Source organism: Thermogutta sp. (assembly GCF_039793925.1).
Classification (GTDB): domain Bacteria; phylum Planctomycetota; class Planctomycetia; order Pirellulales; family Thermoguttaceae; genus Thermogutta.
In genome coordinates this window covers 1,521-13,138 of the sequence record NZ_JBAMME010000247.1, presented here as the reverse complement: position 1 = coordinate 13,138, position 11,618 = coordinate 1,521, and the positions used below count along the sequence as shown (strand labels likewise).

Annotated in this window: 9 protein-coding genes; 8 read left to right on the top strand and 1 reads right to left on the bottom strand. The window is 55.3% G+C overall.

Annotated features, from left to right (window positions below; all coding sequences use genetic code 11):
* The first annotated feature begins 64 nt into the window (after positions 1-64).
* From ABJK56_RS11800 to nuoE, 6 genes are all read left to right on the top strand, one after another.
* Complete coding sequence (locus ABJK56_RS11800; protein WP_347244870.1) at positions 65-1,525, top strand: TolC family protein; 1,461 nt, start codon at positions 65-67, stop codon at positions 1,523-1,525.
* Positions 1,526-1,617: 92 nt separating this feature from the next.
* Positions 1,618-3,138, top strand: coding sequence for a sulfatase (locus ABJK56_RS11795; RefSeq protein WP_347244869.1), 1,521 nt, complete (start codon positions 1,618-1,620; stop codon positions 3,136-3,138).
* Between the two features lie 163 nt (positions 3,139-3,301).
* Positions 3,302-4,579, top strand: coding sequence for a Gfo/Idh/MocA family oxidoreductase (locus ABJK56_RS11790; protein ID WP_347244868.1), 1,278 nt, complete (start codon positions 3,302-3,304; stop codon positions 4,577-4,579).
* Between the two features lie 239 nt (positions 4,580-4,818).
* Positions 4,819-7,002, top strand: coding sequence for an NADH-quinone oxidoreductase subunit NuoF (nuoF, locus tag ABJK56_RS11785; protein ID WP_347244867.1), 2,184 nt, complete (start codon positions 4,819-4,821; stop codon positions 7,000-7,002).
* 105 nt (positions 7,003-7,107) lie between these two features.
* The gene (locus tag ABJK56_RS11780) at positions 7,108-8,877 is read left to right on the top strand and encodes an NADH-dependent [FeFe] hydrogenase, group A6 (protein ID WP_347244866.1); all 1,770 of its coding nucleotides are present in this window, start codon (positions 7,108-7,110) and stop codon (positions 8,875-8,877) included.
* A complete protein-coding gene (gene nuoE, locus ABJK56_RS11775) occupies positions 8,874-9,443 on the top strand; it encodes an NADH-quinone oxidoreductase subunit NuoE (protein ID WP_347244865.1) in 570 nt (189 codons plus the stop codon). Before ABJK56_RS11780 ends, nuoE begins: the two co-directional genes overlap by 4 nt.
* Before the next feature lie 54 nt (positions 9,444-9,497).
* Here nuoE and ABJK56_RS11770 read toward each other — a convergent pair whose 3' ends face one another.
* Positions 9,498-10,268, bottom strand: coding sequence for a hypothetical protein (locus ABJK56_RS11770; protein ID WP_347244864.1), 771 nt, complete (start codon positions 10,266-10,268; stop codon positions 9,498-9,500).
* Positions 10,269-10,697: 429 nt separating this feature from the next.
* On the opposite strand from ABJK56_RS11770, the gene csrA reads away from it, so the two are divergent.
* On the top strand, positions 10,698-10,937 hold the full coding sequence (gene csrA, locus ABJK56_RS11765) for a carbon storage regulator CsrA (RefSeq protein ID WP_347244863.1): 240 nt from the start codon (positions 10,698-10,700) through the stop codon (positions 10,935-10,937).
* A gap of 376 nt (positions 10,938-11,313) precedes the next feature.
* Positions 11,314-11,618, top strand: a 305-nt coding sequence (locus tag ABJK56_RS11760) for a flagellin (protein WP_347244862.1), incomplete at its 3' end; no start/stop codon positions are given.

Genomic DNA, 11,618 nt, shown 5'->3' with positions numbered 1-11,618 from the left:
AAGAGCCGAACATACATGGTGGCAGGCTCTTTCGATAGAGAGCAAAACTGGAATGGGAAACTTTATGTGTGCAGTCTCCAACGAGCCCCCTGGGCTCGCCGATTGTGGCGTTGTGGTGCCGGAGGAGGCCCACTCGTCCGATGGGGTTGTTCCGAGTTATCGCACCTTGCTTCACTTTTTGTGTCTGGTTGTTGCAATAGCGCAGCTTTCTTCCGCTACTTGTTTTTCGCAGTCTTCTCAGGGCGCCTCGCTTTCGCCAGATTTCCTGGTCATAGCTGACCGTGAAGCCTACACTCAAGCGGCTTCCCTCCCCCTTTTCACGTTGGCGCAGGCCCTTCGCCTAGCGGAACAAACCAATCCTAAATTGAAAGATGCCATTTGGATGATTTCCGTGGCTCGGGGAAAAGCCCTTCAGAGCCGCCTCTATCCAAATCCGGTCTTTTCCATCAACGGGGAAGAGCTGAGCGATCCAGAGGGCCCGGGGATTTGGACGGCCCCGTTCGTCAGTCAAGAGTTGGTAATCCCGGGGAAGCGAAGCCTGGACCAGGCGATCGCGCACTGCGAATTGGAGCGAAGCCGGTGTCTGGTGGCGGCCGAATGGAGAAAGATCGCGGCTGCGATCAGGCAGGCATACTGCGAGGTCCTTCTAGCGGAAAAACGGGCCCAAACATACCGCGAATTACTGAGCATTGCTGAAGCCTCTCTGAACCAAAGCAGGGCCCTCCTGGAATCGCGACAGGGGACACGTTTAGAGGTCGTTCAATTTGAACTGCAAGTGGAACGGTTGCGTGCCCAGCAGGAGGCCGCGGAGCGGCAAATCCCTTTTCAGAAGGAAAAGCTCGCGGCTGCGATTGGAGCTCAAATCCCTGCCGGGGCCTCGTTTGAGGATATATTCTCTGCCCCTTTGCCGGATTATGATTGGGATGGAACTCTGCAACAGGTTCTCGCCTCACATCCCGAGGTTTCAGCTGCCCAGTGGGAGGTGCAACGGGCGCGCTATCTGAGCGAAAGGATGCGCAAAGAAAAATGGCCCAACGTCACTCTAGGAGCAGGTTATACCCGGCAGAACGAAACTCGCGGAGATGACTGGACGCTCGGCGTCAGTGTGCCGCTGCCACTCTGGGACCGAAACCAGGGGAACATCATGGCAGCCGATGCCCAGGTAAGCCAGGCGCTGGAGCGTGTACGACAAGTTAAGGAAGATCTCCGCGACCAACTGGCCACGACTTTTCGGGATTACTTCGCTGCCAGGAAGAGAGTCCAGCGATATGAGCAAGACATTTTGCCCCGGGTCCGCGAGGCGGTGCAACTGTCGATGCAGGGATACACAGGGGGCATAATGGAATACCTGCGGGTTCTCGAAGCCCAGCGCTCCGAAATAGAAACCAGATTGGACTACCTCGCCAATCTCGCGGATGCCTGGCAAGCTGCCGCCCGGATATCGGGCATTGTCGGAGAAAAGATCTGGCCTTCTAGGGACCAAAACTTGTCAGCCGTCCAGAGTGAAACCTCGGCGAAGCCATAGGTCTCGTTGACCCCTCTTGCCAATAGCCTCTTTTGCATCCTCCCATTTCCACCCTTTCTGCTCGGTGGCAACCTCTCTGCGTGGCCGTTATAATGGACGCCGGTTTGCCCGGCACCAGCCTTGTTGTTACGGAGAGTGAAGAAACCACCATGATCACACCGTCATTCCTGCTTTTGATTGGGTGTACCATTTCTGCCGCAGCTCCCGTTGCCCATCCCAATGTTGTCTACATCGTGACAGACGACCAGCGGTATGATGCCATGAGCTGCGCCGGGCATCCATTTTTGAAAACTCCCAACATGGACCGGCTGGCGTCCGAAGGGGCCAACTTTGTGAATGCCTTTGTGACCACATCACTGTGCTCACCCAGTCGAGCCTCTGCGATTTCAGGCCTGTATGCACATACCCATGGTGTTATCAACAATTTCACCGAGTTTCCCGACGATTTGCCCAGCCTGCCGAAGCAACTCCAGGCGGCTGGTTATGAAACGGCGTATATCGGCAAGTGGCATATGGGGGAGGAAAACGACGCACCGCGGCTGGGATTCGATTACTGGGCCAGCCACAAAGGGCAGGGAAAATACTTTGATAATGAATTTAACATCAATGGCCAGCGGGTGATGCTAAAGGGATATTACACCCATCGCATTACAGAGCTTGCAGTGAACTGGCTTCGCCATCCCCACGAGAAACCATTCCTTCTCATGATTGGACACAAGGCGCCCCATACGCCGTTCACACCGGAACCCAAATACGAACATCTTTTTGACGATGTTGAAATCCACTATCCGGCCAGCGCTTTCGCACTCGAGGGTAAGCCCGACTGGGTCAAGGAACGGCTGGTCACCTGGCACGGGATTTATGGCCCATTATTCGGGTTCCGAGAGAAATTCCCGGATGCGCGACCGGAAGCCGAAGCCGATTTTGCCCGGATGGTGCGAGCTTATTTCGCCACCATCAAGTCGGTGGATGATAGTCTGGGTGAGATTCTTAAGACTTTGGAAGAAACCGGCCAACTCGACAGGACGATTGTTGTGTTCACGTCGGACAACGGATTTCTATTGGGTGAATACGGCATGATGGACAAACGGACCATGCACGAACCGAGCATTCGCGTGCCCCTACTGGTGCGTTATCCGCCGATTGTCAAACCCGGAACAGTAATTAAGCAGATGGTCTTGAATATCGACACAGCCCCCAGCCTTCTCGATATGTGTGGAGCCCCGCCTTTGCCGAAAACTCATGGGCGCTCGTGGCGACCCCTTTTGGAAGGGAAGACGGAGGGCTGGCGGAAAAGCTGGTACTACGAATACAACTACGAAAAGCAATTTCCGTACACGCCGAACGTCCGCGGCGTGCGAACGGAACGCTGGAAATACATGCATTATCCTACCGGTGATGGCAGCCCTGACAAACACAAAGCGGAGCTCTACGATTTGCTCAATGACCCGGAAGAGCGGCATAATCTCGTCGAGGATCCCCGCTATCAGGGTGTGCTCGAGGAACTCAAACGGGAATTGAGGCGACTCCAGATAGAAACAGACGCGCTTCCAGACCGGATGCCGATTGATGAAGGAATCAAAACAGAGCTCCCGGAGCAATCGATTCGATAAACCGCCTTTTGTTGCCCGAAAACAGGCGATGGCGGGGAGAGTATAGCGGGTTTGCCGTTTGGTAATTATCCAGGGATTGGGGCTGGTGGCAGGACGAAGCCTGGGTTGAGTTTGGCGAACGCATGTCTGGGAAAGCGGCATTCCTCGGAAAAGGATTTTGACCATGCGATTGAAAAGGCGATCATTTTGCAAGATCGTCGGCAGTTTGACGGCCGGCGTGGCCTTGCCCAGTGTTATTGCTCGTTCCGCGTTGGCTGAAGGTGCTCGGCCGGGGGCAAACGATCGGATCACAGTCGGCGTTATTGGCACGGGAAACCGGTCACGTTTGCTCATCGAGCAGTTACCGGATCAGGGGCAGATTCTGGCTGTTTGCGATTGTTATTTGGAGCGGTCGGAACAGGTGAACGCAGAAAAAGGGGGAGGGCGATGGTCGGTTTATCAGGACCATCGGCAACTTCTTGACCGAAAGGATATCGATGCGGTTATCGTAGGAACGCCTGACCACACGCGCGTCCTGGTGTGCATTCATGCATGTCAGGCAGGCAAGGACATTTACGCGGAGAAGCCGCTGACACTGTATATTCGGGAAGGGCGCCTGCTCGTCAACGCCGTCCGAAAATATGGCCGGGTTTTCCAGGTCGGAAGCCAGCAGCGGTCGATGGCGATGAATCGAATCGCCTGTGAGTTCATTCGATCGGGAAAGCTCGGTAAGATCCGCGTGGTCCAGGGATGCAATTATCCAGGGCCGCGGTTTTATCCCGGATTGCCGGAAGAGCAGATTCCCGACAAACTTGATTGGGATCAATGGCTCGGCCAGGCGCCCTATCGTCCGTACAATCGGCAGCTCCATTTCGGTTGGATGGCGTGGTGGGACTATTCGGGCGGGGAGATGACCAATTGGGGCGCCCACGGTCTCGATCAAATCCAGTGGGCCCTCGGAAAGGACGAGACTGGTCCCGTGGACATCCGTCCTCAGGGAGCGGCCAAAGATATGAATGCCGCTGTCCATATGAAGTACGCCGATGGCACGCCTGTCCGTCTGGAGCTTGCAAACGGCCCCATGGGCGGGGCCATCTTTTCAGGCGAGTTCGGCAAAATTGAAATCAATCGAAATAAATTTACTTGCAATCCGCCGGATCTCATCAGGGACCTGCCTCCCAAAGAGGAAATCGACAAATGGCGGGATGAAGTGGCACTATGGCAGGCCAAGTACCACATGGAAAACTGGATGGATTGTATCCGCACGCGGGAAAAACCCGTAGCGGATGTGGAGATTGGCCATCGATCGATCACGATCGCCCATCTTGCCAATATTGCCCGTTATCTCGGCCGTCGCCTCCAGTGGGATCCGGCTCGGGAAGTCTTTATCGGGGATGACGAGGCGAACAGTTTTGTGGAACGCCCGCAGCGACCGGGATACGAGCTGCCCAAAGACATCTGATCTCCCATGTGAACTTGGCATTTTCGCCGAACGTAACACTAATAAAGTTACAACTCAGTTCTGGGGTTTAGCTCTGAACCAGAAAGTCTGGGGCGGTGCGCGTCGTGTCGGATTAGTTTTCCGGTTAGCATGAGACCTTTTATCTCGGGATGGGTGCTCGCCGCGCGGGCGGTGGGGGTTGTTCGCAAAAGACGCGGAAGTGATCTTTGTCCCGAATTTCGTGTGGCTGAGGAAGACCCGTGACTCAAGCAGTTTGGGATGCGTACAAAGCGCTGAAATCCCGGGCCGAAAGCGACTACCAACAGCGCGTCGGCGAGGGACGGATCTTCATTCAGGTTGGTTCCGCGACGTGTGAACACGCGGCCGGTTCTCTAGAGGTGGCGGAGGAGTTCCGCAAGCACATTGCGGCCTCCGGACGTGATGATATCGTTCTCCGTAAGACGGGTTGCACGGGGCGCTGCAGTCGCGAGCCGATCGTCAGCGTCTTTCGCATGGGTGAAATGCCCATCAAGTATCAGCTCGTCAATCGCGAGTTGGTACACAAGATCTTCACACAACATGTGATCGGCGGGGAACCGCTATTGGACCACGTTCTGGATGGTCCAATCGAGCAGTTGTCCAAATATGAGATCCTGAACTGCGGCTCGCTGAGATGCGGATGGAAGGGAGAGCAGATTTGCGGCGGGCCTATGGCCAATCAATTGAAGGCCATGGGGATCCCACCAGAGATCTGCCGCGTCACAAAGGCGAGCTGCTTCGGGGCGTGCAGCGCGGAGCTGGCGGGAAAGTGCACCCATATTCTGGTTCGTCCACAAAATATACTCTACCGGATTTCAACTCTGGAAGATCTTCAGGAAGTCGTCCGCGAACACATTCAAAACGGACGGATTGTGGAGCGATTGCGGGTGAAGGAAGAGCCCGTCAGTCAGGACTTTTTCGAACTGTATGGGGAAATCGCATTCTTCAACCGCCAGACGCGGATCGCCCTTCGGCACAACGGAATCATCGATCCCACCAGTATTGAGGAATACTTCCACTATCGGGGCTTTGAAGCCCTGACCAGGGTACTGGCGGAAAATGACCCTGAGAAGGTGGTGGAAGAAGTAACGCGTTCCAAACTGAGAGGTCGAGGCGGTGGCGGGTTTCCGACTGGCCAAAAATGGGCCCTGGCGCGAAAGTCTCCTGAAAAAACACGATACATTATTTGCAATGCGGACGAGGGAGATCCCGGTGCCTTCATGGATCGGAGTATGTTGGAATCCGATCCCTTTAACGTGATTGAAGGCATGATTATCGGTGCCTTTGCCATCGGAGCACACCGGGGATTTGTTTACGTTCGTGCTGAGTATCCGCTCGCCGTGGAACGTGTGGACAATGCCATCCAGCGCTGTCGGGAATGGGGCCTTCTTGGGAAAAACATCCTGAACTCAGGTTTCGATTTTGATATCGAAATCCGCCTGGGGGCGGGTGCATTTGTATGCGGCGAAGAGACGGCGCTCATCCATTCGATTGAAGGAGAACGAGGACAACCGCGTGTTCGCCCGCCTTATCCGACAGAAGTAGGGCTTTGGGGCAAGCCCACCGTGATCAACAACGTGGAAACGTTCGCCAACATCCCTGCCATCATCATTTACGGGGCGGACTGGTTTGCCCGAATCGGTTCCGAGGCTAGCGGCGGTACCAAGGTGTTTGCTTTAGCGGGAAAAATCAAGCAAACCGGCCTGGTCGAGGTGCCTATTGGCATTTCGCTTCGCGAAGTGGTCATGGAAATCGGCGGGGGCTCGCCGAGTGGAAAACAGATCAAGGCTGTGCAAACAGGCGGGCCTGCGGGCGGGTGCATCCCGGCGTCCATGCTCAATCTGCGAGTTGACTTTGACACTCTTAACAAAGCCGGGTCGATTATGGGCTCCGGCGGCATGATCGTCCTGGACGAGGACGATTGTATGGTGGACATTGCCAAGTTCTTCATGGCATTTTCGCAGGATGAATCCTGCGGCAAGTGTACGCCCTGCCGCGAGGGCACGACCCGCATGATGGAAATTCTCGAGCGGATTACCACAGGTAAAGCCGACGAGAGTGATTTGGTGAAGCTGGAACGGCTAGCCAATTTGGTCCGAAAGGCGTCCCTTTGCGGCTTGGGCAGGGCAGCGCCCAATCCAGTGCTGAGCACGCTCACCCATTTCCGCGACGAGTATCTGGCTCATGTGCGGGATAAACGCTGCCCCGCCAAGAAATGCGTGGCCTTGATTCACTACGAAATCGATCCCGAAAAGTGTGTGGGATGCACCGCATGTGCCAGAAATTGTCCGGTGGAGTGCATCTCTGGCGAGCGCCGAAAGCCACACGTTATTGATCAGGCGCGGTGCATCAAGTGCGGACGCTGCTTCCAGGTTTGTCGCTTCGATGCGGTGCTCCGCCTGTAACTGTGCAAGGGTGGTTGGTCTTGGAGGAGTGGGACACGTCCAATCCATCCAGAAATTCGTTAAACGGACGTTCAAACTTTCAGCCCGGTGCAGGATCGCAACGTAATGATGGCCAAGCGTCCCAAACAAATTTCGGTGACAATCGACAACACGCCAGTGAAGGTGCCGGAAGGCACAACTGTGATGCAGGCTGCGGAAAAAATTGGCATCCGTATTCCGCGTCTGTGCTATCACCCGGATCTGAGCCTCGCAGGGGCGTGTCGGGTCTGTGTTGTGGAGGTCGAAGGTCTTCCGGGATATGTGGCTTCGTGCAGCCTTCCGGTTTGGGAAGGAATGGTTATCCGCACCAATTCGCCGGAAATCAGGCAGGCGCGGCGGGACATCGTGGAGCTGATTCTGGATAACCATCCGATGGATTGCCAGACCTGCGAACGCGATGGAAACTGCGAACTTCAAAACCTGGCCTACTCGCTGGGAGTTCGGGAAAGACTGTTTGCGGGACGCCGCAAAGAATTTCCGATTGATGATTCAAGTGCGGCAGTTGTCCGCAATCCCAACAAGTGCATTCTATGTGGGCGGTGCATTCGGGTCTGCGCCGAAATACAGGGGGTCTACAACCTAAGTCAGCATGGTCGAGGTTTCACCACAGTCGTCGGACCTGCCCATCTGGCCAATATGGATGACTCGGTCTGTATCCAGTGCGGGCAGTGCATTAATGTGTGTCCGACCGCAGCATTCCTCGAGAAATCGAGTACCGAGATCGTCTGGGAGGCTTTGGCGAATCCGGACCTCCACGTCGTCGTGCAGACGGCACCCTCCATCCGAGCAGCTATCGGGGAAGGCTTCGGCTATCCTCCCGGAACCCCCTGCACGGGAAAAATGATCACGGCTCTCCGGCTGCTCGGTTTTGACGCCGTGTTTGATACCGACCTCGGTGCCGACCTCACCATCGTGGAGGAAGCGCACGAGTTTCTGACGCGGTTGGAATCCGGTGGTCCGCTTCCTATGATCACCTCATGTTCACCGGGGTGGATCAATTTCCTTGAGAAGTTTTATCCAGAGTTGATCCCACACGCGTCGAGCTGCAAATCCCCAATGAGCATGCTGTCGACGCTGGCAAAAACGTATTACGCCGAACGAAAAGGGATTCCGCCGGAAAAGATTTTCATGGTCGCGGTGATGCCCTGCGTCGCGAAGAAATTTGAAGCCCAGCGGCCGGAACACCGCATGCCCAATGGGCGACCATATACCGATGCCGTGTTGACCACTCGCGAGCTCATCTGGATGATCAAGTGCTACGGCATTGATTTCACGAAATTGCCCGATGGGGAATTCGATGCGCCTTTGGGAATCGCGTCCGGCGCCGGCGATATTTTTGGGACCACCGGCGGGGTGATGGAGGCAACGCTGCGGGCGGCTGCACGGATACTTACAGGGAAAAAGCCCGATCGACTGGAGTTCACTGAGGTTCGTGCTGTGGAAGGCCTCCGTGACACATACGTCGCAATCGGGGAACGAAATCTCCACGTCGCTGTGGCCAACGGCCTGAACAATGCCAAAGAGATCCTCAACAAGGTGGTATCCGGGGAAGATCATTACGACATCATCGAGGTAATGGCCTGTCCAGGCGGCTGCATTGGTGGTGGAGGACAACCGTATCCTCCTGAAGGTTACCACGTTCTCGATCCAGGGCTATTACGGAAGCGAGCTAGCGCTTTGTACACGATCGATAGTGCCAAGCAGCTCCGCGAGTCGTACGAAAATCCGGCTTTGGAAGAGCTTTACGAAACCTATCTGGGGAGCCCTGGTTCAGCCCGGGCACACCAGCTTCTCCACACGAGCTATCGACCGCGATTGCCAAGGGGTATCCGATGAACACGCAACACACATGTACGTCGACGACAGACAACTGGCCCGAGGTCAAAGCCGTTTCGGAACGGATTCTCGGAGAGGACCTCGTGCAATTCATTGAAGAATGCCGAAAGAGCCCGGAGCCGCACAGTCAGCTCATTGCGGTTTTGCACCGGGTCCAGGCCAAGTTTGGATATTTGGGGGCCAGCCATTTGGATGCCGTTGCCCAACTGATGCAGATTCCAGCGGCGAAAGTCTCGGGTGTTGCCAGTTTCTACCATTACTTTCGCTTGCAACCGCGAGGGAAATTCATCATCAACCTTTGCCTGGGTACCGCATGTTACGTCAAGGGTGCCGATCGGCTTGCGGAAAAGCTTAAAGACGAGCTTGGAATCCACTTCGGCGAGACCACGTCCGATGGTCTCTTCACCCTGGAGGGTGCCCGTTGTCTCGGTGCGTGTAGTCTGGCGCCGGTGCTCTTGATCGGCGATGAAATGCACGGTACAGTCACCCCAGATCAAATTCCCATCATCCTCGACCGCTATATCAAACGCGCCCGCGAAGAAACCCAGACAACTTGGCAAACCTGACTGGTCTTCGTGCACGATCCAGACAAGGAGTTTGCGGATCCTAAATAGGCGGGCTCATGCGATTGTGTTCGCCCAGTCCGCAAGCGCATGTCGTAGGCCAACCAGCAGGTCCCAGTGCTGCGTGGGTTTCGGCAGAATGCATATCTGCGACCAATATTTGGTAAACTCGAAATCCTCGCAAATGGGGAAACCTGCTAAAAGGACCCAACCGCAGCCCCGGGGTGATGCGCGATACGACCTGATAATCAGCTGCTCAATCCGTCGAAGTTCATCGGTGTTCGCTCCTCGGACGTCATAAATCGCTGCCTTTACGGGCCGCCAGTGTGCCAGGGCCTCTTCCGGTGTGGCTATCCACACCGCAACGGACCACTGCTCGAAAAGCCGCTTGATACACATCAGTTCCTCGGGAAATTCTCCAATGACAGCGATATCCAGCGGTTCTTGACCCTGCGGCAAAGCAGGGAACGGGAACTGCGAGCGGGCTGATTGGAATTCTTCTTCACTGGCAGTGATGGGCAATCCACTGAGAGGGTTGGTTTTGTCCTGCAAAAGCCGAAGGAAGTCCTTCGCTACCACCCGCCATTGAGACCACGATAGCCGCAGCACACCTGGCAGCGGTGTGCCTGTCCGCGGTTCACTTTCGCACCATGGCCCGGAAACCACCAGCCATCGAGTGAGTGGCGTCAGACGGTGAAGGGCGTACCGTTCGTCTTGAGAAAATTGGCCCGGCCGATCCTGGAAAAGAACCAGCCAGTCGGGAAATAACTGGCGGGAACGGATGGTGGTGACGACTTTCCTGAGAGTGGGAAAGATATAGACCACCATCGGTGTGTTTCCCTCCGCAGGCAGCGGGACAGTAACCTGGGACGGAGAAGCTGAAACGAAGAAAACCAGAGTCCTCATAACGCAAACTATGACGGGTACACCAGCTTTTTTCTCGCAACGGAAGTGCTTGGTTTATATCCAAATTGGGGCACCTCTATCAAGGGATTCGGACCGTTGCGCAGCGAATGATCGTATGACGATGAGGTAGCCCAAGAGCGCGGGCTCGCTCGATGCGCTCATCACATTCCATATAATCGTTGCTCAAGAAGTGTCATTCACCCCACCTGCGAATTGTGCCGAAGCGATAAGTCAGAGGATATTCAGATCGAGGAGGGATGTCGCTGAAGTGACCTGTGAGGGTCGGCCGGTGTGGTGTTTTGAAAGTTGGAGCATTTCGGACGGACAAACCATGATACAAAGGAGTGTACGATGCTTGTCCTTTCTCGCCAGCGCGACGAGAGTATCATCATCGGGGACAACATCGTCGTGACGGTGGTCGATATTCGTGGGGATAAGGTGCGGCTGGGCATCGAGGCACCCCCGGAAGTGAGCGTTCATCGTCGCGAGGTGTACGAAGCTATTCAACGCGAAAAAAGGCAGAAAGCCGCTCAAACACCGTCAAAAACCGAGTCGAACACGCCCTCACAGGAAGAAAAGAATGGCGTTTAAGTAGCGGTTGTACAGGCTGTGCCGACGCTGCGGCCACAAGACGAAAACTTCGCACGTCTTGTGGCCGGTTTCGTTTTTGTAACCTACATTTTCCTGCCGAAGCGAACAAAAGAGGAATCGATATGGGTTTGGCAGGTCGGTTCAATTTACCTAAAGTACCTGAACATCCCAGTCGATGTGCCTCCATAGAGCGATGAACGGATGAAACGGTTCATCCGGCTTCCACCTTGAAAGTTGGTGTGGAGGGGAGCTCATAAGGGATCAATACCGGAATCTAAAACCCGCGCTTAACCGGTTGGTTGATCCTGCTATGAGCTGACGTTGTGGAAACAGAGTTTGGCTTGGTCCTCTGACGTACAGGAAAAGGGTAACAGACATGACCCGGATTAACACGAACATCAGCTCGTTGACGGCTCAGAAGACGTTGGCTCGTTCTCAGGCTCAACTGCAGGAAGCTCTTACCCGATTGAGCACCGGTTTGCGGATCAACGTCGGCAAAGACGACCCTGCGGGACTGATCGCAAGTGAGGCTCTGCGGGCAGACATCACGGCTGTGCAAAAGGCCATCACGAACAGCCAGCGGGCCAACCAGATGATTGCCACGGCAGACAGCGCTCTGGGCCAGGTCAGCCAGTTGCTCAATGATATCCGGGGTCTGGTTTCCGAAGCAGCCAACAAGGG

What these genes read in the sequence shown, in the direction of transcription:
- ABJK56_RS11800 (WP_347244870.1), top strand. Translation starts at nt 65, where the DNA reads ATGTGTGCAGTCTCCAACGAGCCCCCTGGGCTCGCCGATTGTGGCGTT.
- ABJK56_RS11795 (WP_347244869.1), top strand. Translation starts at nt 1,618, where the DNA reads ATGGACGCCGGTTTGCCCGGCACCAGCCTTGTTGTTACGGAGAGTGAA.
- ABJK56_RS11790 (WP_347244868.1), top strand. Translation starts at nt 3,302, where the DNA reads ATGCGATTGAAAAGGCGATCATTTTGCAAGATCGTCGGCAGTTTGACG.
- ABJK56_RS11780 (WP_347244866.1), top strand. Translation starts at nt 7,108, where the DNA reads ATGATGGCCAAGCGTCCCAAACAAATTTCGGTGACAATCGACAACACG.
- nuoE (WP_347244865.1), top strand. Translation starts at nt 8,874, where the DNA reads ATGAACACGCAACACACATGTACGTCGACGACAGACAACTGGCCCGAG.
- ABJK56_RS11770 (WP_347244864.1), bottom strand. Translation starts at nt 10,268, where the DNA reads ATGGTGGTCTATATCTTTCCCACTCTCAGGAAAGTCGTCACCACCATC.
- csrA (WP_347244863.1), top strand. Translation starts at nt 10,698, where the DNA reads ATGCTTGTCCTTTCTCGCCAGCGCGACGAGAGTATCATCATCGGGGAC.